The organism is Peribacillus simplex, assembly GCF_030123325.1.
GTDB classification, from domain to species: domain Bacteria; phylum Bacillota; class Bacilli; order Bacillales; family DSM-1321; genus Peribacillus; species Peribacillus simplex_D.
This window is the reverse complement of record NZ_CP126106.1, coordinates 1,442,476-1,467,948: the sequence shown is the minus strand read 5'-3', so window position 1 is coordinate 1,467,948 and position 25,473 is coordinate 1,442,476. Positions and strand designations below refer to the sequence as shown.

At 41.4% G+C, this 25,473-nt stretch carries 25 protein-coding genes; 6 read left to right on the top strand and 19 right to left on the bottom strand.

Going from position 1 to position 25,473, the window contains the following annotated elements; all coding sequences use genetic code 11:
- Nucleotides 1-3 precede the first annotated feature (3 nt).
- Entirely contained in the window at nucleotides 4-441 is a 438-nt protein-coding gene (locus QNH43_RS07085) for a MarR family winged helix-turn-helix transcriptional regulator (RefSeq protein WP_076366852.1), read from the bottom strand.
- Nucleotides 442-597: 156 nt separating this feature from the next.
- Between QNH43_RS07085 and QNH43_RS07080 the strand changes: the two genes are divergently transcribed.
- From QNH43_RS07080 to QNH43_RS07070, 3 genes are all read left to right on the top strand, one after another.
- A complete protein-coding gene (locus tag QNH43_RS07080) occupies nucleotides 598-2,094 on the top strand; it encodes a sensor histidine kinase (protein ID WP_283917298.1) in 1,497 nt (498 codons plus the stop codon).
- 142 nt (nucleotides 2,095-2,236) lie between these two features.
- A complete protein-coding gene (locus tag QNH43_RS07075; RefSeq protein WP_283918305.1) occupies nucleotides 2,237-3,460 on the top strand; it encodes an MFS transporter in 1,224 nt (407 codons plus the stop codon).
- A 121-nt stretch (nucleotides 3,461-3,581) separates the two neighbouring features.
- Nucleotides 3,582-4,313: a ZIP family metal transporter gene (locus tag QNH43_RS07070; protein WP_076366856.1), complete on the top strand. Its 732-nt coding sequence runs from the start codon at nucleotides 3,582-3,584 to the stop codon at nucleotides 4,311-4,313.
- A 309-nt stretch (nucleotides 4,314-4,622) separates the two neighbouring features.
- On the opposite strand, the gene QNH43_RS07065 is transcribed toward QNH43_RS07070, so the two are convergent.
- Nucleotides 4,623-4,865, bottom strand: a complete 243-nt coding sequence (locus QNH43_RS07065) for an aspartyl-phosphate phosphatase Spo0E family protein (RefSeq protein ID WP_076366858.1) — start codon at nucleotides 4,863-4,865, stop codon at nucleotides 4,623-4,625.
- A gap of 424 nt (nucleotides 4,866-5,289) precedes the next feature.
- Nucleotides 5,290-7,449: a PAS domain-containing sensor histidine kinase gene (locus tag QNH43_RS07060; protein WP_283917297.1), complete on the bottom strand. Its 2,160-nt coding sequence runs from the start codon at nucleotides 7,447-7,449 to the stop codon at nucleotides 5,290-5,292.
- Between the two features lie 276 nt (nucleotides 7,450-7,725).
- Here QNH43_RS07060 and QNH43_RS07055 point away from each other — a divergent pair, with 276 nt between their 5' ends.
- Entirely contained in the window at nucleotides 7,726-8,751 is a 1,026-nt protein-coding gene (locus tag QNH43_RS07055) for an acyltransferase family protein (protein ID WP_283917296.1), read from the top strand.
- A 203-nt stretch (nucleotides 8,752-8,954) separates the two neighbouring features.
- Complete coding sequence (locus QNH43_RS07050; protein ID WP_283918304.1) at nucleotides 8,955-10,715, top strand: B12-binding domain-containing radical SAM protein; 1,761 nt, start codon at nucleotides 8,955-8,957, stop codon at nucleotides 10,713-10,715.
- A gap of 37 nt (nucleotides 10,716-10,752) precedes the next feature.
- Here the strand turns inward: QNH43_RS07050 and QNH43_RS07045 are convergent, their stop codons facing one another.
- Both QNH43_RS07045 and QNH43_RS07040 read right to left on the bottom strand, forming a co-directional pair.
- Nucleotides 10,753-10,899, bottom strand: a complete 147-nt coding sequence (locus QNH43_RS07045) for a hypothetical protein (RefSeq protein ID WP_283917295.1) — start codon at nucleotides 10,897-10,899, stop codon at nucleotides 10,753-10,755.
- Nucleotides 10,899-11,057: a hypothetical protein gene (locus QNH43_RS07040; RefSeq protein ID WP_098371175.1), complete on the bottom strand. Its 159-nt coding sequence runs from the start codon at nucleotides 11,055-11,057 to the stop codon at nucleotides 10,899-10,901. The genes QNH43_RS07045 and QNH43_RS07040 overlap by 1 nt, the downstream gene beginning before the upstream one ends.
- A gap of 121 nt (nucleotides 11,058-11,178) precedes the next feature.
- Here QNH43_RS07040 and QNH43_RS07035 point away from each other — a divergent pair, with 121 nt between their 5' ends.
- Nucleotides 11,179-11,514 carry a DUF3905 domain-containing protein gene (locus QNH43_RS07035; protein WP_283917294.1) on the top strand — a complete coding sequence of 112 codons (336 nt, stop codon included), beginning with the start codon at nucleotides 11,179-11,181 and terminating at the stop codon, nucleotides 11,512-11,514.
- A 60-nt stretch (nucleotides 11,515-11,574) separates the two neighbouring features.
- Here the strand turns inward: QNH43_RS07035 and QNH43_RS07030 are convergent, their stop codons facing one another.
- The 14 genes from QNH43_RS07030 to QNH43_RS06965 all read right to left on the bottom strand — a co-directional run bounded on the left by QNH43_RS07030 (nucleotide 11,575) and on the right by QNH43_RS06965 (nucleotide 25,410).
- On the bottom strand, nucleotides 11,575-12,552 hold the full coding sequence (locus tag QNH43_RS07030; RefSeq protein ID WP_283917293.1) for a quinone oxidoreductase family protein: 978 nt from the start codon (nucleotides 12,550-12,552) through the stop codon (nucleotides 11,575-11,577).
- Nucleotides 12,553-12,568: 16 nt separating this feature from the next.
- Nucleotides 12,569-13,348, bottom strand: a complete 780-nt coding sequence (locus tag QNH43_RS07025; protein WP_283917292.1) for an enoyl-CoA hydratase/isomerase family protein — start codon at nucleotides 13,346-13,348, stop codon at nucleotides 12,569-12,571.
- A 16-nt stretch (nucleotides 13,349-13,364) separates the two neighbouring features.
- On the bottom strand, nucleotides 13,365-14,141 hold the full coding sequence (locus QNH43_RS07020) for an SDR family NAD(P)-dependent oxidoreductase (protein ID WP_076366872.1): 777 nt from the start codon (nucleotides 14,139-14,141) through the stop codon (nucleotides 13,365-13,367).
- A 28-nt stretch (nucleotides 14,142-14,169) separates the two neighbouring features.
- Nucleotides 14,170-14,928, bottom strand: coding sequence for a 2-phosphosulfolactate phosphatase (locus QNH43_RS07015; protein WP_283917291.1), 759 nt, complete (start codon nucleotides 14,926-14,928; stop codon nucleotides 14,170-14,172).
- 4 nt (nucleotides 14,929-14,932) lie between these two features.
- Nucleotides 14,933-15,994: a phosphotransferase family protein gene (locus QNH43_RS07010; RefSeq protein ID WP_283917290.1), complete on the bottom strand. Its 1,062-nt coding sequence runs from the start codon at nucleotides 15,992-15,994 to the stop codon at nucleotides 14,933-14,935.
- Nucleotides 15,995-16,024: 30 nt separating this feature from the next.
- Entirely contained in the window at nucleotides 16,025-16,426 is a 402-nt protein-coding gene (locus QNH43_RS07005) for an acyl-CoA thioesterase (protein WP_283917289.1), read from the bottom strand.
- A 15-nt stretch (nucleotides 16,427-16,441) separates the two neighbouring features.
- Nucleotides 16,442-17,221, bottom strand: a complete 780-nt coding sequence (locus tag QNH43_RS07000) for an enoyl-CoA hydratase (protein WP_283917288.1) — start codon at nucleotides 17,219-17,221, stop codon at nucleotides 16,442-16,444.
- On the bottom strand, nucleotides 17,221-18,105 hold the full coding sequence (locus QNH43_RS06995; RefSeq protein ID WP_076366879.1) for a 3-hydroxyacyl-CoA dehydrogenase family protein: 885 nt from the start codon (nucleotides 18,103-18,105) through the stop codon (nucleotides 17,221-17,223). Before QNH43_RS06995 ends, QNH43_RS07000 begins: the two co-directional genes overlap by 1 nt.
- A 43-nt stretch (nucleotides 18,106-18,148) precedes the next feature.
- Nucleotides 18,149-18,712 (bottom strand): TetR/AcrR family transcriptional regulator, encoded by a 564-nt coding sequence (locus QNH43_RS06990; protein ID WP_283917287.1) that lies wholly within the window; start codon nucleotides 18,710-18,712, stop codon nucleotides 18,149-18,151.
- Nucleotides 18,713-18,784: 72 nt separating this feature from the next.
- Complete coding sequence (locus QNH43_RS06985) at nucleotides 18,785-20,398, bottom strand: long-chain-fatty-acid--CoA ligase (protein ID WP_283917286.1); 1,614 nt, start codon at nucleotides 20,396-20,398, stop codon at nucleotides 18,785-18,787.
- Nucleotides 20,399-20,432: 34 nt separating this feature from the next.
- Nucleotides 20,433-21,206: an SDR family oxidoreductase gene (locus QNH43_RS06980; protein ID WP_283917285.1), complete on the bottom strand. Its 774-nt coding sequence runs from the start codon at nucleotides 21,204-21,206 to the stop codon at nucleotides 20,433-20,435.
- On the bottom strand, nucleotides 21,203-22,432 hold the full coding sequence (locus QNH43_RS06975; RefSeq protein ID WP_283917284.1) for an acyl-CoA dehydrogenase family protein: 1,230 nt from the start codon (nucleotides 22,430-22,432) through the stop codon (nucleotides 21,203-21,205). Before QNH43_RS06975 ends, QNH43_RS06980 begins: the two co-directional genes overlap by 4 nt.
- 105 nt (nucleotides 22,433-22,537) lie before the next feature.
- Nucleotides 22,538-23,860: an ATP-binding protein gene (locus QNH43_RS06970; protein WP_283917283.1), complete on the bottom strand. Its 1,323-nt coding sequence runs from the start codon at nucleotides 23,858-23,860 to the stop codon at nucleotides 22,538-22,540.
- A gap of 197 nt (nucleotides 23,861-24,057) precedes the next feature.
- Nucleotides 24,058-25,410: a TrkH family potassium uptake protein gene (locus QNH43_RS06965; RefSeq protein WP_283917282.1), complete on the bottom strand. Its 1,353-nt coding sequence runs from the start codon at nucleotides 25,408-25,410 to the stop codon at nucleotides 24,058-24,060.
- Between the last annotated feature and the right edge of the window lie 63 nt (nucleotides 25,411-25,473).

Here is a 25,473-nt window from a genome sequence, read left to right as displayed (position 1 = left end):
TAACTAATTTTGAGCGGAATACCCAATCTTTTTAAGCAATTCGATAACGGTGGCCTTTTCATCGTGCGTAAGTACACTCATGATATCATCGATTCTTTTTTCATGCTCAGGAAATACTCCTTCAATAAAGGCCTTTCCTTTATCCGTTATTTTTGCAAAGGTTACACGGCGATCCTCTTTACATGCTATTCGCTGTAGATATTCCTTCTGTTCAAGTTTATCCACGACATAGGTTATGCTGCCGCTAGCTAGCAGGATTTTTCCGCCTATTTGCTGAAGGGGCTGATCCCCTTTATGGTAAAGTAATTCCAGTACTGCAAACTCAGTTGGATTCAAACCCTCTTCAGCTATATGTTTATTTACCACATCATTAATTGATCGATGGGCTCTAGACATCACAATGAACAGTTTCAAAGACTGTTGGATGTTATTATTCTCCATAACTTCACAACCTTAAAAATTTTTAATTAAAATATCTTGAATTAAAAGTTATTATATGGCATAAAGACTTTTTTGTCAATCTACCCTGTTAGTATGCACTATTGTTTAATCATTCATTTTGATATACTTGAAAAAAAAGCTAAAGTAGTGACATTCATGAAAACAAGGCATAAATTCACCACATATCTACTTATTGTTATTTTACCATTAATTATTCTCTCAATCATTTATTGGATGCATTTAGAACGTTCCATTCAAAAAGAAAGGCAGGAACAAGCTGAATGGGCGGGAACGGTTTATCAAGAATACATAGATCAAGTTATCAGAGAAACGAAGGAAAACCTTGAGCTGCTTAGCCTTAGCAGTTCCGTGCTTTATATGGATAACAAAAAAACCGAACTTCTTATGAAATGGATCAAAGATACAGATTCCAAGTATGCCGGAATATATTGGCTAAATCGCGACGGTGTCTCCATTTCAGGGACGAATAAGAATTTCAATCATTACTATTTAATTGAACAGAATGATATAGAACTTGCAGTAAAAACCCAAAAAGCCGTTGTTGTAGGAACAAAGGAACTATACAATCCTGATTACAATTATTTTTCCATTTTTGCTCCCATTCTGGATCATGATAAAAAAGTGCAAGGGTTTTTATTGGCACATATCAGGCTGGATCATATGGAAAATATATTAAAGATTCTCAGCCCTGGTCATACCTTTATATTGGAAACAAAGGACAAAACCCGAATTTTGGATATAAATGCCGACGGGTTCACTGGACGTTCTAAATGGGTGGATGTTCCTTTGACCGAAGTCGATTGGAAATTGTCCGTCAAAGTGCCAGACAAGATTAACACAAATAGCATGAATGCATTTTTGATGCTTGTCTTTTTCACCTTCTTTTTTACTCACATGATTTATACCATCGTGGAGGAGCTGATCGTTCGCAGGAATACCAGAAACCAAAGGTTACTAAACGAAAGGAAAAAAATAGATTTTGTCGGTACATTGGCTGCCAGTACTGCACATGAAATAAAAAACCCACTTACCGGCATTAAGGGGCTAGTGCAGTTATTGGTTGAAAAACACCCGGAAGAACAAGATCAGTTCTATTACTCTGTCATCATGAAGGAAATTGAACGGATCAATAGTATCGTCAGCGAATTTTTGATTTTAGGGAAGCCGATGGCCCAAACTTTATCCTTATATGATATTCGCAGTATCATTGCAGAATTGAGACCAATAATAGAATCAGAAGCACGTCACTTCAATATTGAAGTGGAATGGAATATCATAAAGGAGCCGATCCTGGTTCATTGTACAAATGACCAACTCAAACAAGTCATACTCAACATTGCCAAAAACGGTTTCGAGGCCATGGAAGTTGGGAAAAAGTTAAGGATCCGAATTCACCATGAAAATGAATGGGCTAAAATCATGATCATCGACACCGGGCAAGGACTGAATGAAAAGGAAATAGGTAAAGTGTTCAATCCCTTCTATACAACAAAAAAGGAAGGAACGGGATTAGGGCTATTTGTGTGTAAACGAATAATTGAATCTTTTAACGGCACCATCGAGTTTTCAAGTAAACCTCTGAACGGTACAACCGTAACAATCAGCTTACCGCTGATAAAAGACTACCATTAGCAATACTTTGAGAGTTTCATTTTTTTTATGAAGACCAGTAACGATTCCGATTTATTTAAAGGTGTCATGCATACGGTGCATGCTTCTTGAATCTATTTATGGAATAGGTAAAAAACTTAATCAGGAAGAAGGAAATATACAGATGGGAAGTATCGCTGCCATTAAAACAAAACCGCAAAAACAAGATATGACTCTGAAAATCATGATCATCATTGGCATATGCCATTTAATGAATGATTCTCTTCAGGCCGTCGTACCGGCCATGTTCCCAATCCTCGAAAAATCAATGTCGCTAACATATACACAGCTGGGAATGATTGCATTCTGCCTGAATATCGTCTCATCGCTCCTGCAACCGGCAGTTGGATTCTATACGGATAAAAAGCCAATTCCTTATGCATTGCCCATTGGGTTGACCAGTACTTTAATCGGGGTCATCATTCTGGCAATTGCCCCAAACTATACCATTATCCTTGGTGCAGTCCTCTTGATGGGCTTAGGGTCGGCCATATTCCATCCGGAAGGCTCCAGGGTTGCCTATATGGCAGGCGGACCAAAGAGAGGCCTGGCACAATCAATTTATCAGGTCGGCGGGAATAGCGGGCAGGCACTTGCCCCACTCATCACAGCCATCGTGCTTGTTCCTTTTGGTCAAAAAGGCGCACTCTGGTTTGCCCTGGTGGCCTTAATGGCCGTTATCCTATTGCTGTATATTGCCAAGTGGTATTCCCAAAAATTAGTTCACTTCCAGCCTAAAAAGCTTGCTGCAAAAATAATCAATAAAGAGCGGTCCCATAAAGTGGCCAAGGCCCTGGTATTGATATTATTCATAATCTTTGCCCGTTCCTGGTATGTATCGTGCATGACGAACTTTTACAGTTTTTATTTGATCGAGCAGTATTCGTTCACGATAAAATCCGCACAATTTTTCCTATTTGCCTTTTTGGCAGCCGGTGCTGTAGGTACATTTTTCGGAGGTCCGCTTGCTGATAGATTCGGGCGTAAAAATGTCATTCTCTTTTCTTTCGCTGCCAGCATGCCAATAACCGCACTTTTACCATTCGTACCCCCTACAGCCGCTTTTGTTTTATTATTGATGGCGGGATTCATTATAATGAGCAGTTTTTCCGTCACTGTAATATACGCACAGGAATTGGTCCCGGGAAAAGTCGGAACGATGGCAGGCTTGACAGTGGGGTTAGCCTTTGGAATGGGTGCCATTGGATCCGTTTCATTGGGAGCCATTGCAGATATAATTGGAATCGAATCCATGATTAAGCTAGTGGGATTCCTGCCATTACTGGGAATCATCAGCATATTGCTGCCGACTGATCTGACATTGAAAAAATGGTATACAGAAGAATGACTGCAAACAAAATGGTATTTTTCCTGGAACATTTTCTTTATGTCTAAATACAATAAATTATTGTTCCACCCAAAAATTCACTGATGAGTAACGATACGTTCCATACAAAAAGGAGAAATTTATGAGTGGAGTTTTATTAGGCAGCATCCTATCTGCTATGTCTACAGGGTTTGGTGCGTTACCAATCTTGTTCATTCAAGGTTCAATCACACATCGATTCAGAGACACGCTTCTGGCATTTACTGCTGGAATTATGATGGCTGCTTCGTTATTGAGCCTGATCCCGGAGTCTCTGGCCACCGGAGGGTATATGCAGCTAGTCATTGGGGTTTTTCTCGGGGTAATGACATTAACGATCATGGAAAAAAACATTCCTCATATTGATCTCAGCCATACGAAAAGTGGCATTCAGTTCGATGAAAAGGCTTTGCTCATCATCACTGCCATCACACTCCATAATATTCCTGAGGGTCTTTCTGTTGGGGTCAGTTACGCCTCTGATTCAGCTGATACTGGTAACTTGATCGCTTTTGCCATCGGCTTGCAAAATGCTCCGGAAGGCTTACTAGTCGCCTTGTTTTTAATTAATCAAAAAATCGGTAAACTCACAGCGTTCCTGATAGCAACCCTAACCGGTACCATCGAAATAATTACAGGCTTACTGGGTTATTATTTAACTTCTTACATTGGGTTCCTGGTTCCATACGGCCTAGCTTTCGCCGCCGGGGCCATGCTTTTCATCGTTTATAAGGAATTGATTCCTGAAAGCCATGGTGATGGTAATGAACGCACATCCACCTATTCCTTCATTGTCGGCCTTTTGTTCATGGTCATATTATTGGAAGTTTTGTAATTCCCGAACTTCCATGGCTGGCTCCATCAAGTGAGTCAGCTCTTACTTTTTATTTATCAGAGTAATCCATTCAGAAGAATCAAGACTTCTAAACCAATCCCGATGCATGAAGGACACCTTCTGGTGGCCTCCCCTCGATATATACCCCAAATCCCTAGGAAAATCAAAAGATATATTGTCTTGTTTATATAAGTCTTTCTTTAATTGTTTTCATGAAATGTTTTAATGGTTCATTTCACCAAAAGTCACACAAAGGCGCTTTTCTCCTTGCCTGCTAATTCAAAAAGTCATGCATGCATTCAGTTCCCTCTAAAAGGTAATGTCGTCATTAAACGGCTGCTGCACAATAACAACCATCTCTTCCCGCTTATTTCTCACTTCCACTGATGAATGATGTTGAAGGATCAAATACTCATTTATAAGTTTGTCAAGCTGCTCACTTTGGCGAAGGGTATATTCATGACCTAGTCCATACATTTTGGCCAGCTCCATCATTTCCCAACGCTTCATTCGAATCTCAGAACAAATCTCCATTGCACACCTAGAATTCATAACTACATTCACTACTCCTGCCTTTTTAAAGTTACATTATAATAAAGAAGTATTACAAAATATGCCTTATATGTAAATAGATTCGCAAAAAAAGACAAAACTTCTTAAATTGCGATAATGCTTTACCCACCAGCAGACAGGATATGACGGAAATTTCTAAGCATAAAACACTTATATCGATTAGGAAGATTGCAAATGAATCCAGCTCCGAAAATCGATTCGAAAGTTCCCCAATTTGGATGCCATCATTATTTCCGCTTACACCCTTTGGTAACTTTTTTCATGGTTACAACCCTCGATTGTGATTCCAAGATAATGAATGATGGAACAAAAAAAAGGAATCCAATAAAGGATTCCCCATTAACTAATGAAAATTTCATATAATTTCCGTTAACTTAAAAGGTTTAGAACATTCCCTTCTACATTACTCGAATGGCAAATAAATATGAAAGCTCGTCCCTATTCCCACTTCGCTCTCCACTTCTATATAGCCATTGTGCTCTTCAATGATTTTATAGCTGACCATGAGCCCAAGCCCGGTTCCCCTATCCTTCGTCGTATAAAAAGGTTCACCCAATTTTTTTAGCATTTCCGTTGAAATCCCCATGCCTTTGTCGGTAATTGAAATGCAAACGTATTTCTCTGAAAATCGGCTAGTTCTAATGTGAACAGATCCGCCATCCGGCATGACTTCCAATGCATTCTTGATGATGTTAATGAACACTTGCTTTAACTGGTTCGCTTCGCATAATACCTTACATTCATCTTCTTCAAATTCTGTCACGAATTGAATATTTTCCAACAGTGCCTGAGCGGCCATTAATTCCAGTGTCTCTCTCAATATGGTATGAACATCCTGCTTGAAAATTTTCAGCGCCTGCGGCTTTGCCAATACCAAAAATTCCGTGATAATGGTTTCGATTCGCTTAATTTCGGATGTAATCACATGAAAATATGTGGAAAACTCCCCTTTCACACCATCCTCAAGCAACTGGATAAAACCTTTTAAGGCTGTCATTGGATTCCTGATTTCGTGAGCAATTCCGGCCGCCAGTTCACCAACGACATTCAAAGTATCCGATTTTCGGATTTGTTCCTGCATTTCGAGATTTTTACTCACATCACGGAAAATGCTTAAATTCAGGTTCGAATATAAATTTTTCCTCGTCAAAAATTCAATATGCTTAACCCTTCCATCTTCGAATGTTATCGGAATGATGGAAGAGTAGACCTCATGCTTATACACATTTTCAATGTGAGCGTTCAAGACAGGAGCATTTTCAGGAATTTTTTCGATGAATCCCTTTACAGATAATGAAAGCAGTTTGCGCTTCGAAATCTCCAATATTTTCTGACCCGCTTCATTAATGTCGGTGAACCCTTCATGATTCCATAAAATCAAGCCGTCTAATGTTCCCTCAAAAATCTTCCTGAACTTCTTTTCACTATCCCTTAATTCCTTCTCAATCAGCCAGCGCTCACTGACATTTCGAAAGATCGTTACGTTATATCCGTCACCTTCATGTTTTTTGGCAGTCAATTCAAGCAATTTAATTTGGTTATTAGGCATTTTATAAATCAGCTCACCCCGCACCTGGGTGTCTCTTTCAAACGTTTCCATCATCTGATCAAAATGGTGGTTATTGCTGTATACGTATTTCCAGATATGACTGCCTATCAAATCCTCCCTGCTGGATTCGAATATTTTACATGCTGAATGATTGACCCGAAAAATGATCCCGTCATCATTCCAGAATATGATCGCGTCCATGGACTGGTCGAATAATTCCGCAAAAATCCGTTCGCTAGTCTCTAACTTTTTTTCTATTATATTTGATTCTGTAATTTTTCGAAGCACCGACATATATAATTCATTTCCTACCGTTGAACTCATCGAGAAAGTGAAATGATGCAGTTCTTCCCCAACCTTTATCTCTACCTCTCCTTTGAAGTTCGACTCATCAAAGGCTCTTTGTATGCTCTCATCCCAATACTCCCTATAATCTGGGGATATGAGGTCACTTATATTCTTACCGACAATCTCTTTTTTCGGGATGCCCAAGACATAAATAAAGGCATGGTTCACTTCCATTATTATTCCTGAACTGTCGAATAGAACGATGCTTTCTATGGCTGTATCGAAAATGTCCAAAAACATCTGCCTTGACATCCCTGTTTCCCTTGACGAAGAAACATCCAATGTCACATCCCCCAAACGGTAGAACTGCTGTCCTTCTGAAAGTAAGCCTATACGTATAAACTCTATTTGCTTAAGGGCTCCGGTATGTAGCTGGATAATTTGCCTTTCACTTTCATTCGAGGTTTTTAGGGAACTTGACACTTCCTGGTTATTTAAAGGGATGACATCGAGAAAATCAGTTATCTTCATTGACTCCAGCTGCTCTTTCCCGGTTTCAAGCAGGGCACAAGCGGCATCATTGGCATAAGTGAGACGCAGTTCCTCATCAACCCTAATATAAGGCTCTGACATCGAATTGAAAATGTTCAAAAACCCTTCGATCCGTTTATTCAATTTTAAAATTTCCTGTTTATATTCCGTTTCATTCCCATAACCGATTTTCATATTAACCCCCCTCATCAAAACCCATACTTACCAACTTTATTCGACATCCATCTTGATTTTCCTCGGTATTTTTCGAAAATCGGCGCAATCACACAATTCCAAAATTATCCTATATATCAAATTATAGTATATTGAATACAATAAAACTTAGCGTTAAGCTTAATTTAAGGTTTTTATAATAAATTTAATAAATATCGATTTAGTACAAGGTATTTAGGGTATAAGAAATAACAATGCTTTCTAGCTACCTTAAAAATTTATTAAATGGAGGCCACGATGAAACAACGTGATTTTTTCTTCGATAACGCCAAGTTCATTCTCATGGCTTTTGTCGTCTTTGGACATTTGCTGAATACGTATATACATGACAGTGAAACGATAAACGCTTTATATAAAACCATTTATTCCTTTCACATGCCTGCCTTTATCCTTGTTTCAGGGTTCTTTGCGAAAGGTTTTTATCAAAAAGGGTATTTAGGTAAAATTACTAAAAAACTGATTTTGCCCTATATCATTTTCCAATTGATATATACCGTTTACTACTATTTCTTATATGAACGTTCTGCCATCACTATAGACCTGCTTGACCCCCAATGGTCGCTATGGTTCCTGATCAGTTTATTCTGTTGGAACATCATGCTCCTTGGTTTCTCAAAGCTAAAGCCATCAGCAGGCATAGGTTTATCTTTTATAATCGCATTATTGATTGGATATATTGATATTATCTCCAATTACCTTAGTCTCTCCAGGACATTCGTTTTTTTCCCGATGTTTTTGATCGGATACCATTTAAGCAAGGAACATTTAAAAATACTATTCACTCCCAAAGTTCGTTTGGCTTCACTTAGTGTAATGTTAGTGATTTTTATCGGTTTTTATTTAAATGCCGATATCAATTATAAATGGCTGCTCGGTTCGAAACCTTATGCCGAACTTGAAGATGCGACGATCGTGTCCATGTTTAAACGCCTAGGATTTTATGGATTGAGCATAATTTCAGTGTTCAGCTTCCTTTCGTTCATTCCACGCGGACAATATTTCTTTACGAACTGGGGGAAACAAACCCTTTATGTCTATCTGCTGCATGGTTTCTTCATTCGGTTTTTCCGTGAAAGCTCCATACAGGAATACTTCAGCAATACAGAGAGCTTTATCATGCTCGCTGGCCTCGCTTTCTTGATTACCGTGTTATTATCAAGTCAAATGATCGCTACGATGGCGCAGCCGATCATCGAATTGAAAGCGACCAAAACAAAACGACTCATGACTAAAACGAAAAAGTATATTAAACAAGCTTTTTAAATAAAACGGATGAAGCATTTTATGCTTTATCCGTTTTTTCAAAGTCCATTTCATTTCGACTTTCAAGCTGAAAGATTCCCCATCCAATACCATAACCCATTTTTCAAATGGAGCACGCTATGGTAAAATTACTCGTTAGTGCTTGTTGGCTTAAAAAGACATGTACACGAAAGGAGCCAGGCGTTTCTTTGACGCCCTTTAACATGAATATAATAATCAGTACTCTTAACGCAAAATATATCCATACATCGCTATCCATTCGATATTTAAAAGCTTATGCCCAGCCCGATTATGATGTACAGCTGGCAGAATATACGATAAAAGATCCAATTATGAACATAGTTGGTGACCTTCATTCCAAAAAACCTGATGTCATAGGGTTCAGCTGCTATATTTGGAACATCGAGGAAACGATGAAAGTCGTAGCCATGCTGAAGAAGATCAATCCAGAATTGGTTATCATTCTCGGCGGACCTGAAGTCACCTATGATGTTGGGGAATGGCTTGATCAGATTCCCGGGGCTGATTTCATCGTAATTGGCGAAGGTGAAGTCACCTTCAAGGCCCTTTTATCTGAAATTGAAGGTTCGAATGACTATAAGAAGGTCGGCGGCATTGCGTATCGACAGGATGGAAAAAAAATCATCCAGCCTCAGAACGGCAAGGTTGATTTGAAATCCCTTCCTTCTCCATATCGTTTGGAGGAAGACCGCGGCGACCTATCTAAACGTGTCACCTATATCGAAACTAGCCGAGGGTGCCCGTTCAGCTGCCAATTTTGCCTTTCATCGATTGAAGTGGGTGTCAGGTATTTTGATCGTGAAAAGATTAAAGAAGATATCAGATACCTTATGGCTAATGGTGCCAAGACCATTAAGTTCGTTGACCGAACCTTCAACATTAGCCGAAGCTATGCAATGGAGATGTTTCAATTCTTAATCGATGAACATCTTCCCGGTGTGGTTTTCCAGTTCGAGATCACGGCTGACATCATGCGTCCGGAGGTTATCCAGTTCTTGAACGATAATGCCCCTGCAGGACTGTTTCGCTTTGAAATAGGGGTGCAATCGACGAATGATCATACGAATGATTTAGTCATGAGAAGGCAGAACTTCGAAAAATTGACCAGGACCGTAACCATGGTCAAAGAAGGGCAGAAAATTGATCAACATTTAGACCTTATTGCCGGTTTACCAGAAGAAGATTATCATTCTTTCAGAAAAACTTTCAATGATGTTTTCGAGCTCAGACCCGAAGAGATGCAACTTGGTTTCTTAAAGATGCTTCGTGGCACTGGCTTACGGATACGTGCCGCTGAACACCAATATATATACAGCGAACATGCTCCCTATGAAATCCTGGGAAATAATGTTTTATCCTTTGATGACATTGTCCGCATTAAACAGGTTGAAGATGTCCTTGAAAAGTACTGGAATGACCATAGAATGGATCATACCACGGAATATCTTGTCAAAACGGTATTTCAATCACCATTCGACTTCTTTCAAGATTTCGGTACCTATTGGGATGAACAAGGATGGTCACGAATCGGACATCAGCTTGAAGACTTGTTCAGACGTTTACAGCAGTTTCTGGCTTCCCGGGAATCTGCTGAACTGAAAAACATTATCGGACTCATGAAGTTGGATTATTTCATGAATCAAAAATATAAACCACGTAAACCTTGGTGGGAAGCTTCATTAGATAAAAATGGTCGGAAAGAGATATATGAAGAGATTCTGAATAAGCCTGAACAGCTTGGTTCCTCTTTCACAGCTTTGTCACTTAATGAAAAAGAAATACACAAACACACATTGCTCGAGGCACTTCCCTTTGATTTGGAAACATATTTAGCTGAGGGAATAATCGTCGAGAAACCATCGTTCATGCTTGCCTATTTTGATCCGAGTGGTAAGGGCTCAACAATATTCCCTCTCACAAAATCTGGAAGCATCATTTTTTAAGAATAAGGACGGACCCAAGAATTGGGTCCGTCCTTATTTACTTATCACTATCACGTTTTTTATTTTCTTTTGCCAAAATTTCATAAATTTTAGTTGCGTTCATATCGCCGCTGAATTCGATTCCAAATTCAGTTCGTACATGCTTTCCCAACTTTTCCTGGCTGTTCTGTCTTTCTTTATCCATTAACTTCTGCCTTTTCTGCCCTGCTTAGAATTACGGTTGGCACCTTTCATTGCGTTTTCCTCCAATGCGAACTCATTGGAAAATTCATTTTCAGCTTGGTTTCTTTTTGGCGTTTTACTTGCTTTGACAGCTCCATCCACATTAGCTTTCCGTTTCATTTTCATCCACCCTTTTCATATAGTTTACATTTTAGAATGGGGTAAAAATGCCGGAAATTATTCAGGGATAATATAGGGACAGACGAGAAAAATAACCGTAAAACGGGAAGGGAGACACCATATGAAAAAGAAATTGGATTCACCAATCATCGACGGTACACAGCCTCACCAAATTAACGCACCAAGCTTTAAGGGAACCGGCATAAAACCACAAGCTCCATTCGTCAATGATTATGGAGTCGTCATCGGCGACAGTAAATATGCATCCGAAAACTCACCACTCGAAAATTGGAGTGAAGAGACAGACCCGGAAATCATGGCTGGAGACGAATGGATACACCCTACCAATGATATAGGCTGGAATTCAACTGAAAACCGTGAACTGTTAGAGTCCAAAAAAGCGCCGCAGCCACCTTTCATGCATCCCGATAAGGATGTGAGCACTGATGCGGATTGAGTCTCTCTAGAAGGTCAAAAATCCCATTATCATAAAAGGGGTGCATCACACCCCTTCTTCTCATTTAACCTGCAAAATCAACTTCCCTTTCGTTTGACGGGCGTTCATTACCTCATGGACGGCTGCGGCCTTTTCAATTGGATAGATGCCGCCGATGGTTAGCTTAAGTTCCCCGGACGCGACGTATACAAAAAGTTCTTGAATGCTAGGCAACAGTAAATCTGGGTGCTTCATGATCTGTGGCAGGAAAAAACCTACGACGGATTGATTGCGCCTCATTAATTGCTGCGGGTTCATCGTATAAGGCTTACGACTGGCATTACCAAACACAACAAGACGTCCAAATGGTGCCAAACATTTCAATGTTTTATTGAAAATATCCCCTCCAGCCATCTCCAACGCCACGTCGACTCCCTTGCCGGACGTGACCTCACGGACTTCCATTTCCCATCCTTCTTTCGTGTAATCGATGAGTTCATCTGCCCCCATCTCTTTAGCCAGTTCCAACTTTTCCACTGTACTGGCGGTTGCAATCACTTTTCCAGCCCCGAAGATTTTGGCTAGCTGGACCGCAATCGTTCCCACACCGCCTGCAGCAGCATGGACCAAAACCGTATCCCCCTGTTGCATGCGTCCCATTGTCTTTAAAATATGATAGGCGCTAAGGCCTTGAAGTGGCAGGGCAACAGCTTCATGGAACTGAATGGCATCAGGAAGCGGAATGGCGGAGAATTCATCAGATAGGGCATATTCTGAATATCCACCTGATTCAATTAAACTCACGACCCTTGTACCAGGTTTGATTTTAGTCACCTTTCCGCCAACTTCCACCACAACGCCAGCCACTTCCGCACCTGGAATGAATGGAAGCGGCGTAGGCACTACATATTGCCCTTCCCTTCTGGCTGTATCTGCATAATTGACGCCGACACAATCGATTTCAATCAGAACTTCATGTCCAGTTGGCACGGGTCTTTCCATTTCAGTCAATTTCAGTACTTCCGGTCCGCCGTATTCTTCAAAATGAATGGCTCTCATCTTTATCCCTCCCTTATTAATTTCCTGTGAATTCCGGTTTTCTCTTCTCTTTGAATGCTGCAACTCCCTCCAGATGATCTTCTGTGGAAGCCATCAAGGTTTGCGTGATGCGCTCCTGTTCGAGTATTTCATCAAGTGTAGCCGTAAATGAATGGCTAACGAGCTTTTTCATCATTCCAAAAGCTTTAGTCGGTCCATTTGCCAGCTTTTCCGCAAGTTTCAATGATTCTTCTTCCAGTTGATTGAGTGGATAAATATAATTAATGACACCTAACTGGTTTAAGCGCTCCGCAGAAATCGGTTCTGCAGAAAAGAAGAGCTGCTTTGCAAGGTGGGGCCCCACTAATTTAGGTAAGAAATAAGAACCCCCTCCATCAGAAATTAGGCCTACCTGTGAAAAACTCATGGCAAATTGACTATCATCGGAAGCTACGATCAAATCACAAGCGAGTGCCAAATTGAATCCTGCCCCTGCCGCAAATCCATGGACGGCTGCGATTACGGGAACCTCAGAAGCATCCAGAGCCAAAATGCATTCGTTCATTCTGCCGACATGATCATACAATTGACCTGCAGAGGCCTTCCCCATCGACTTTACGTCTCCTCCTGCAGTGAACGACCTTCCCGCCCCTTTGATGATGACGGCCCTTATATGTGGTGTATGTTTTACATCCTTAATCGCTTTCGTCAAGCTTGCGATCATATCCGGACTAAACGCATTTAGGCTTTCAGGACGATTCAAAGTCAGGATCATTACATTATCGATTACTTCTGTCAATAAGTGTTCTTTTAACATTTACCCATCCCCTTTTCTATTTGATCAACCAGCCGCCATCCACCAATAAATCCGTCCCAGTCATATAGGAAGCCTCAGGGGAAGCGGCAAAGGTAATGACATTACTTATTTCCTCCGCCTTCCCCACTCTTTCCAGTGCTGTGTTCCGTCGGATCGACTTAACGAATTTTTCATTCTGCAATTTATCCTCCGTTAATGGCGTTTCAATGAATCCCGGTGATACGGAATTGACCCGGATGCCGGCTGCGGCGAGTTCCAATGCCAATGATTTCGTTAAACTGATGACCCCTGCTTTAGCAGAGCTGTAATGCGGGATGAATGCCCCTGCCTGATGTCCTGACAGTGAAGCCACATTCACGATTGCCCGATTGGTGGCTTCATTTCCGCTGCCCGCTTTTTCTTCCATCACTTTCCCCAAGTACTTGGAAACAAGAAAGACACTTTTCAAATTGACTTGTTGAATCATGTCCCAATCAGCTGCAGATGTATCCAAAAGCTTCGAGGACTTTGACCCACCTGCGTTATTGATCAAAATGTGAAGGTCACGATATTGTTCCTTCACATACATGGCCAGCTTCTTTACCTCTTCCTCGATGGTAACATCTGCAGCGAAAATGTCAGCCATGGGAATCGTGTGCCTGGCATTGATTTCTGCAGCTGCTTCCTCCAGCTTCCCTTTCGTCCTCCCTACCAACAACACTTTTGCCCCTTCGTCCGACAGGCGCATCGCTGTAGCCTTCCCAATACCGGAACCTGCACCCGTCACCACCGCTATTGATTGTGAAAACCTCATGCCATTCACTCCTTATCCAGGTTTTGAACTACGTTTCCTGCCTTTTCAATTCAGCTTCGATATTTCCATCCACCAACTCTGGGACAATATCCAGCGAACCTTTTTGCGCCGCCAATTCCAAATCTGCGATCAAGCTGTGTTTGTCAAATAACTGTCCGACATATGATGATTTCAGGATATCAAAGGCATTTTCGCTATTCGTTCGATAAAACGCTTTTGCAGCCTTTGCGGCATCGTTGAGTATGAACGTACCTTGTGATCCAGCAATCAGGCAATCTATCAAATGACCTGCACCATAAAAGTCTTCCAGACTGAATTCACCTGAGTTTCCCGAACAAACGATGATGATCGTTTCTGTTTTATGATGTTTTTTTATTTTCTCAGCAACAGACGGATTATTTAATAAAGATGCGATATAAACCTTTTTGGCAGCTGCTGAATTCCTCAGCGCAACCGTTCCATTAGTCGTGGACAATATTAAAGTTTTGCCAGGTACCAACTTACTCAATAGCGTCGGACTTGGATACATCAAATCCTCAACAGGCTTAGCTTTTAGTTCCCCTGCCACTACAAAATCCCCATGGTCCAATTCCTGGCTTTTCACCAAGGCATCCACTGGATCCATGACGGGTATAACCTGGCACGCTCCCTCATTCAGTGCTGAAATAATCGTAGTGGTCGCTAATAACACATCAAGTACGACCGCAACTTTCTCCCCCTCTTTGAGCTTTTCCCCATCTATCTCTTCTTTTTTTAGTAGTAAATGAATGTTTTGTATATATTCCATTTACTTAAACTTCCTTCGCAGCTACATATGCAGCATGAGTGAGTAAGCTTTTAACCGTTTTTCCGAGATTGGAAAAACGGGGATCATTAGTCTGGCCTTTTTTATATCGATAATAGATTTGCTGAAGAATGACGGCCAACTTAAAGTAACCAAATGTTAAATAAAAATCGACGTTGGAAACATCCCTTCCGCTTCTTGCTGCATACATCTCGATGAATTCCCTTCGTGTCAGGAAACCGTTTAAAGTCGTGATGGACGCTTGACCCACACCGATTTTGATAAGTTCCGGATCACCGCTTTCCGTCCAGTAGCTTAAAGCCACTCCTAGATCGGCTAACGGATCACCAACGGTGGACATTTCCCAATCGAATAAACCAACCATCTCTGTAAGATCCATGTTAAACATGGCATTATTGATCTTATAATCATAATGGATAATGGAAGTCTGGCTATGTTTCGGGACATTCAGTTGAAAATAATCGATAAGCGGTCGAATTTCCTTGATTTCATCAGTTTTTGCTCTCTCATAGCGGGAAATCCATCCTTGCACTTGTCTTTCAATGAACCCTTCAGGTTTGGAAATTTCCACCAACCGGGTTTTCTCATAAGGAATCGAGTGAAGATCAGCAAGCCGATTGACCATGACATATGAAAGCTGTCGGCACTTTTCCACCGTTGGCTCGATATCCTTTGGAAATTCGGTATCTATTACAATTCCATGTTTCCTTTCCATTAGGAAAAAAGGGGCCCCCGCAATCGATTCGTCATCCGAGAACAGAATAGGCTCGGGAGCCGCTTGGAAATATGGGTGGATAGAGGAAAGGATATGATGTTCGCGCTTCATATCATGTGCCTTTGGAGCAACAGGACCAAGCGGGGGCCTTCTGAGAACAGCCTCCCATTCGCCCATTTTCAGCTGATAGGTCAAATTGGAATAGCCCGTTGAAAACTGTTGCAATTCTAACGGTTCATTTGGAAGGTCCAATATATTTTTTCTTAGGAAACCTTCTAATGCACCAACATTCAGTTCCTCGCCGGGCCGAACAGGAATCGTATCGCTAACCAATTTCTTCCACTCCTTTAGACTTTTGTCATTCTAATTTTGAACAAGATGTGAAATGAGCTTTTCTTTAATCATTTCAGGGATAGGCTCACTTTTTTGATTCAAAAAATTAAAACAGACTAAAACAGCACTACCCTTGGCAATGACTTCCCCAGTTTGTGAGCAGAGGATATCATGGACCATTTCACAACTTTTCGTACCTACCTTTTTTATAGATGAACGAATGGTCAAGAGTTGATTGAAATATCCCTGAGCAATAAAGTCGCATTTCGTGGAAGCTAACAAAAAGTTCCATGATTCAACATTCGTCGCTAGGCCCAAAGCTTCAAAAAATTTCATGCGTGCTTCTTCGAGGTAAATGAAATAGCTTGTGTTATTGATGTGCCCCAAAGCATCCGTTTCGGAAAAACGAACGTTGACTTCGAATTCATGCATAAAATCCCTCCTTGATTAACGATGTACAAAAGCAGGTTTACGTTTATCCAAGAAAGCGGAAACCCCTTCTTTAACATCCTCAGTTTGGAAGATTTCTCCAAAAAGATCCGTTTCAATCTCTAGACCTTGTTCAAGCGTGGCTTCACTTCCTTCATTAATGGCCTTCTTGATTCTCGAAAGTGCCTGAAGTGAGTGCCTTGTCATTCGTGAGGCCAAGATTTTCGCTTCCGTCAAGCCGCAGCCTTGCTCGACGACTTTATTGACAAGCCCGATTTTTTCCGCTTCTATGGCACCAAGCGGATCACCGGTGAATATAATCTCTTTTGCTTTTGCGTTTCCGACAAGTCTGGACAAACGCTGTGTACCGCCAGCTCCAGGAAATAAACCTAATTTCACTTCCGGCAGACCAATTTGAACCTGTGTTTCTGCCACTCGCAAATCACAGGCCAGAGCCAGTTCGCATCCGCCGCCCAAAGTCAGGCCGTTTAATACAGCTATCGTAGGTTTAGGGAACTGGCCAATTTTGGTTAGGACGGCATGACCTTCCTTTACGATTTCCTTCATTTTCGGGTTCCCCATCATTTTAGGGAATTCTTTTATATCAGCACCAGCCGCAAATGCGATATTGCCTGCACCGGTTATGAGTACCGCAACAGTATCAATATCTTTTGAAAGTTCATCGAATGTTTCTCCCAATTCCCTGAATACTTGTTTACTGATTACGTTTAATGGGGGATTATCGATGGTGATGACCGCAAGCTTATTTTCCTTAACCACTTTAAGTAATTTTGTCATCAATTCTTCACTCCTTGGTTTGGATAATCATACCAGCCTTTTCCTGTTTTCCTGCCTAATTGTCCTTTATTCACCTTTTCTTCTATACAAGCATTTGGCTTGTCTTCTGGATTTCCCGTTTCATTGTAACGCTGCTGCATGACAAAATACCCCACATCAATACCTGATAGATCCATCAGTTCAAAAGGACCAATGGGATGGCCGAGAGCTTTCCTGCAAATCAAATCGATTTCCTTATAGTCAACAATTCCTTCTTCATACAAATATAAGGCCTCACGCTGCAACGCTCCCAAAATTCGGTTGGCTACGAATCCCGATATCTCTTTCCTCAACAAAACTCCTGTCCTATTCATATTCTCTGTTACTTCCATCGCAAGCTTCGCTGTTTCCTCAGATGTTTGGTCACTCATCACAACCTCAACACAATCCATTACTAGAGGCGGGAAAAAGAAATGCATATTAATGAACTTATCCGGACGATTCGTCACACTCGCAATCAGGCTATTGACAATCGTTGAACTATTCGTTGCAAAGATGGTTTCTGCTGGGGCCAATTCCTCAAGTTTAGCGAAGACTTCCTGTTTCACATCAAGCTTTTCAATGACCGCTTCAATGATCAAATCAGCTCCACTGGCCGCTTTCTCAAGATCGGTGGTATATTGAAGACGGCTAAAAGCAGCCAACTTACGATCTTCAGACAATTTTCCTTTTTGAACCCATTTAGTCAAAATGACGTCCAATTTTTCTTGGGCTGTATTCAACGCGTTTTCTTGAACATCCTGAAGAATCGTTTCGTAACCTCCAAGTGCAGCAAGCATCGCAATTTGATGCCCCATCTGCCCAGCCCCAATTACGGTTATTGATTGAATTTGCTTGTTGGTCATGCCTTCTATCTCCCTTCTACTAACTGGTTAGTATGTAACCTGGTCACGCTTCGATTCCCTGCAGAATCATCCCCATAAAAATGGCTGCAACTTCCTTTTCGGTTTTTTCACCTTCCGGGTCGAACCAATGATAGCTCCAATTGGCCACACCCAAAATAGCAAAAGAGATGATGGATGCATCGAGATTGGAACGTAGTTCTCCGCTCTCGATGCCGCTAATCAGCACTTGCTCGATTTTATTTCGGAACTCATCACGCTTAGGAAGGATTTGTGCAAGTTTTTCGTCACTTAGATTTTTCATTTCACGGAAAAAGACCGTTGCGCTGGATTTTTTGGTTTTGATGCTTTTTAAAAGCATCAATACCATATCGAAAAGCTTATCCTTACAGCTTTTCCCAGGCTCCAACATGATTATTTCCTGCTCACTAAGCAACTCGTCTATATAAGCTAGATGAATATCCATAAGCAACTGCTCTTTACTCGTAAAGTAATAATAAAACGTTCCCTTCGTAACCCCGACCGATTCGACGATATCGGAAATCGACGTTTCACTAAAGCCCTTCTTTTCAAATAAGCGTATGCTATGTTCTGTCATTTTTTCTTTCATGTTTGCATCCTCTCAATCTGTTAAAATTTCAGCTGAATTGATATCATACGCGTTCGTACTATCAAAGCCCTCTTATTTCCTGGAAAGTTCTTCTCTTAAAGCCCGCCTTAAAATCTTTCCGACATTTGTTTTCGGTAACTCATCACGAAATTCAACGAAATGCGGAACTTTATAAGCCGATAGGTTAGCTCGGCAGTAATCGATGATTTCCCGTTCATTTGCCGTTTTATTTTGTTTAAGTACGAGCACAGCTTTTACCGACTCCCCTCGGTAAGCATCTGGAACTCCGATGACAACCGCTTCCTGAACAGCAGGATGTTCATAGAGAACTTCCTCCACATCTCGCGGATATATATTATAGCCACTTGCGATGATCAAATCTTTTTTCCTGTCGACAATATAGAGATACCCGTCTTCATCAACTTTGGCGATATCACCCGTATAAAGCCAACCATCCCTAAGGGTCACCGCCGTTTCCTCCGGCATATTCCAGTAACCTTTCATCACTTGAGGTCCTTTGACGACCAATTCCCCCAATTCGCCATGGGACATTTCTTTTGTCCCGTCCCCCAGGTCCATCACTTTATATTCAGTCGAAGGGAAACCAATCCCGACGCTCCCAGGCTTCCTTTTTGCAAATGCCGGGTTACAATGCGTTGTTGGCGAAGCTTCCGTTAGACCGTAGCCTTCCAATATCTTCGCACCTGATTTTCGTTCGAACTCACGCAGCAGTTCCACGGGCATCGGTGCACTTCCGCTGTTACAGACCCGAATTGAGCCCATTCCATATTCTTCTGCCTTTGGATGATTCGTCAACGCTACATACATGGTCGGTACACCCGGAAAAGTGGTCGGCTGTTCACGCTTAATCGTTTCCAGCACTTCTTCTATTTCAAATCGCGGCAGCATGATGGAATCACCCGCGATATACACGGATAAATTCATTGCGGACGTCATTCCAAAAACATGAAAAAGCGGGATAACCGACAGCGTTCTTTCAGAGCCCATTTTTAATTCATGCTTGAAGAACTCATACGATTGAACGACATTGGCCAGGATATTGCTGTGAGTCAGCATCGCCCCTTTTGAACGGCCGGTCGTTCCTCCTGTATACTGAAGAACGGCTATATCATTTTCCGGATCGATTGATACGTGATTGATTTTGCCGTCCCCTGTCTTCATGAATTGGTCAAAAGAAGCATCAGGCTGGAAATCTGCATCCGAAGACTGAAGGCTTACGGCGATGATATTTTTCAGATTTGCATGTTGCTGCACACTTTTCACTTTCGGGTATAATCCATCCAATACAACGATCGTTTCAGCACCGGAGTCCTGTAAAATATGCTGCAGCTCCCTTTCAACCAGCATTGGGTTGATTTGGGTGATAATGGCTCCTGTTGCCAACGATCCATAATAAGCGATAACGTATTGCGGACAGTTAGGTAGCATGATGGCGACACGATCGCCTTTTTGAACACCTTTTTTTTGCAGGGCTGAAGCAAAGGCTTGCGACGCATGAAAAAGTTCCTGATAGGATATCTTTTGGTCATAAAAGGTAATAGCTGTATTGTTTGGATAGGACTGACATGCATTTTGAAGGATCTCTTGCATCGGAAACTCAGGGACTTTTATTTCCTTTGAAATTGAATCAGGATAAACGGAAAGCCATTTTTTTTCATTTATCATTTCATACCCTCCAGCCAAATTTACTTACCTTTCATTACTTTGCATGTGAACCCCCATCGACAATCAGGATATTCCCAGTCACAAAATCGGATGCCTTTGAAGCCAGGAAAACCGCTGCCCCTTTCAAATCATCATCACTCCCTAATCTTTTTAGCGGAGTCGAATCCAAGATAGGATTCTTTCCTTGCTCAAGAACCCCTTTCGTCATTTTTGTCGGAAAGAACCCGGGTGCAATTGCATTAACATTGATATTATGCTGACCCCATTTAACAGCTAAATCCTTCGTTAAAGTAATGACCGCCCCTTTACTCGTATTATATCCGACAGTATCGAGCACCCTCGGGTCGGTCCCCCCTAATCCGGCAACGGAAGCGATGTTTATGATTTTCCCATGTCCCTGCTCAATCATGACCCTGCCTGTTATCTGGCTCATGATAAAGGTTCCGGTTACATTGACATTCATCACCTTCTGCCATGCTTCAAGGGGCATGTCGACGGCCGGTGCCCCCCAGGATGCCCCGCTATTGTTTACTAAAATGTCGATGGCACCGAATTCACGGTAAGTTTCGTTAACAACTTCCTGTACATCTGACGGATTGGTGATATCACACTTCAGGGAAAGCGCCTTGACTCCAAGCTTTTCGATTTGTGAAGCAACTTCATCGCATGCCTCCTTCTTCCTTGAACAAAGAACGACATTTGCACCAGCTTCGGCAAAGCCGGTCGCAATTTGTGCTCCCAATCCTCTCCCTCCACCGGTTATGATCGCCGTCTTTCCAGTTAAATCGAATAAGTCGGTAACTTTCATATTTTCACCTCATGCTTTTGTTGGTATTTTCGAAGTTCTATCTTAGCAACTTGTGAGCGGTGAACTTCATCGGGACCATCAGCAAGCCTTAAAGTCCTTGCATTGGCCCAATGTGCAGCAAAAGGGAAATCATCGGAAATCCCAGCAGCTCCAAAGCCTTGGATGGCCCTGTCCAGCACATTCAATGCCATATTTGGTGCCACCACTTTTATCATGGCAATCTCCGCTTTCGCTTCCTTGTTCCCGACAGTATCCATCATATAAGCAGCTTTTAAGGTCAGAAGTCTTGCTTGTTCGATTTCAATGCGTGAATCAGCAACCCACTCCATGATCACACCTTGTCTCGCCAATGTTTTACCAAAAGCGACACGTTTTTGTATGCGCTTACATAATTCTTCAAGAGCTCTTTCAGCAGCGCCGATCAGCCTCATGCAATGATGTATCCTCCCGGGTCCGAGCCTTCCTTGGGCAATCGCAAATCCTTTGCCTTCACCCCATAGAATGTTCGTTGCCGGGACCCTCACATTTTCAAAAGTGATTTCGGCATGGCCATGCGGGGCATGATCATAACCAAACACAGGGAGCATTCTCTCGATTTTGACACCCGGTGTATCCAGCGGTACAAGAATCATTGACTGTTGTTCATGCTTGGACGCCTCAGGATCTGTCTTACCCATGACGATGGCAATCTTGCATCGGGGATCGCCTGCTCCTGAAGACCACCATTTTCGGCCGTTTATGACATACTCATTACCCGTCTTTTCAATCCTGCATTCGATATTGGTCGCATCGGAAGACGCCACTTCCGGTTCTGTCATCGAGAAGCATGAGCGGATTTCCCCAGCAAGCAAGGGCTTCAGCCAGCGTTCTTTATGTTCATCTGAACCGTATCTCACCAACACTTCCATATTACCAGTATCCGGCGCATTACAGTTGAAGATTTCAGGCCCTATCGTCGATCTACCCATGATTTCACAAAGCGGGGCATACTCTAGATTTGTTAAACCCGCGCCATAACCGCTATCAGGTAAAAATAAATTCCATAATCCTTCTTCTTTTGCTTTTGCCGTCAATTCAGATATTATCGGGGGTATTTCACTCCAGCGGCTCTTCTGTGCTTCGAGCTGCTTTTTGTATATTGATTCATTTGGGTAAACATGCTTTTCCATGAATTCCGTTAACTTCTTTTCCAGATCTTTCACCTTTTGAGTATGTTCAAAGTTCAAATTGAATTCCTCCTTTTAAACTTACTAACCGGTTAGTATGTTATTGCTCTTAAATTATATACATAATATTCAGATTTTTACAACGATTAAATCATTATTTTCTAGTCATTCGCGGCCTTGCATCCGGACCTTTTCGTTCTCACTACATTCCCTTTGTTGGACGGTTGGAAATATACAAACGATTTTCGTACCTTTTTTCAGTTCACTTGTGATGAAAACTTTTCCGCCGTGCTTTTCGATGATTCTAAAACAAACGGAAAGACCCAATCCCGTTCCTGATGTTTTTGTGGTGAAAAATGGTTCTCCTACCTTTTGAAGGGAGTTTTCCGGGATACCTTCACCTTCATCCAAAATGCTCAAAAAAACTTCCCCATTTTTTTCATTTATGCTCACAAAAATATTTCCGCCATTCGGCATCGATTCTATGGAATTTTTTATCATGTTTATTAATACTTGCTTGATTTGGTTTTCATCAAAGTACATAAAAATAGGTTCTGAATCATAATTTTTATGAATTTGGATATTGTTCAGTACGGCGTTGGTCTCCAACAGCGTTACGACATGGTTGCAGCTTTCCTTTAAATCCTTCTCGAGAAAAACCGCCTCAGCAGGTTTCGATAGCAGCAAGAGTTCATTCAGCACCTGCTCGATTCGATTTATTTCTGAAAAAATAATATCATAGTATTCCTGCTTTTCAGAACCGCCATCTTTAATCAATTTCACGAATCCCATTATCGCTGTCATCGGATTCCTGACCTCATGTGCAATCCCTGCCGCAAGTTGGGCAGCCGTTGATAATTTGCTTGATGTTATTGCCAGGTGTTCGTTTAGGCTAACAAGCTTTTCCTCCGCATGTTTCCGTTCATTGATTTCCGATAATATGCCCACCGTCCCGATGAATTTCCCAGCGTCATCGTAAATTAGTTTAACGAATGCTTCAACCCAACTTGTTCCCTTTTTTGCATTTAGTTTAATGTCCGCACGAAAATATTTATCCCCTCGATGAAAGGAGTCCTCAAAGGTCTTCAATACCTCTTGATAAGAAGCGTTATCCATATGTTTAGAAAAGTGAAGCCCCAGGGATTCATTCACGGTTGCACCGCTCATCGATTTCCATGCCGGGTTTAAATACAACCATTTCCCTTTTTCATCCGTTTGGAAAACGACTTCATTGAAGCTATTGATCAATTCTTTAGAGTAATTGGAGATAATGCGATAACGCCCTTCGCTATCCTGCAACAAAGCAATCGTTTTTCGGTTATGATCGAAGATGGCACCCAAACACCAGGCAATGGTTAAAATTACGATTAAATATATTACTGCAAAGGCGGAAAACCTTCGTTCTTCATGCCCCAGCCACCCTAAATAGGGTAATATCAATATGAAGAAAAGGGCAGGGACAATAATCCTTCCAGTATATTTCTTCACTTCTTCCACCTCCTTACCAAAATGATTTATACTTCATTTGATTGAATTCGAAGTAAGGGGTCAAATCAAGCAATTTTTGTATATAAAAGTGGTGGAATACTCACTTATAGGTAAATTTCAACATTTTGTTCATGATTCCTGCAAACAAAACAAAAAACCTTTCCTCGATGGAAAGGTCACTGTTCTACTTAATTCATTTACCCAATGATGACGCGTTCTTTAGGATAATGGAAATTTTCCGTAACTTCTTTATGGCCTATGATATACAAGAGGGAAGTTATCCCGACACGGCCGATGAACATAATGATCATAATGACAATTTTACCGGTATTGCTGAGTTCAGGCGTAATTCCCATCGAAAGACCGACTGAACCGAAAGCCGAACATACTTCAAAAATGATTTGCATCAAAGTAAAATTCTCAGTAATCGATAAAATGAAAACAGCGATTATGCAAAGGAGCGATCCCATGATCATAACTGCCGTCGCCTTTCGAATATCATCGGGATGAATCTCCCGCTTGAACACTTTAATGGAACGCCTTCCCCTCATGAAATTCCATAAAAATAGAATCATGATGGCCAGGGTCGTTGTCCGTATCCCTCCCCCGACTGAACTTGGGGATGCTCCAATGAACATCAAAATGCTCATCAATAAAAGGGTCGGTTCCGAGAAATCGCTCACATTCATCGTCGTAAGGCCACCACTTCTCGTATTCGATGACATAAATAGTGAGTAAAAAAAAGATTCATGCCAGCTCTTATCTTTAAAAAAACCGTTCATTTCCAGCAAGTAAATCAGGATCGTTCCCCCAATGATAAGGGAAAAGAAAGTGACTGATGTCAGCTTCGTGAACAAAGAAAAATGAAACTTATAAGTACGGGCTTTATTGGATAAAAACTCTTTCAACTCAATCAAGACAGGAAACCCGATAGCTCCAAGGGTAAGCAGGATAATCGTGATGAACTGTACAAAATAATCGTTTTTAAATGGAATCATTGAAATGCCGGTAATATCAAAACCAGCATTCGTGGTGGCACTTATGGCCAAAAACAAGCCATTTAAAAAGGCTTCTTGCCAGCTTGGAAAATAATTCAGAAAGTAAATGCCTAAAACTAGAGCTCCAATCATTTCAATTACGACAAATATCTGAATGATTTGAATCAATAATTTAACAAGCCCCGAAAGATTCGATTGGTTCTGATCCGTCATGATCAATTGTCTTTCCTTCAAACCGATTTTCTTACCCAAAATCAACCAGAAAAACGTTCCAAGTGTCATAATGCCAATACCGCCAAATTGGAGAACAAACATTAGAATGAAATAGCCTACCTCATTATACACTTCAGGTAAACTAACAACAGTTAGACCAGTCACACTAACTGCACTTACGGCTGTGAATAATGCATCCATGAATTTAAATTCCACGCCTGGTTTAAGAGCAACCGGCAGACTCAACAGTATGGTCGAGATACTTACGGCCAAAAAGTAATAACCGACGATAAGCTGAGCGGGTGTTAACTTTGATAATATTTTTTTGATAGCAACCATAAAGAGTTTCCTTTCTTACTCCTTTATGGTTATGCGAATCACATAACCATTAAAAATCTAGTT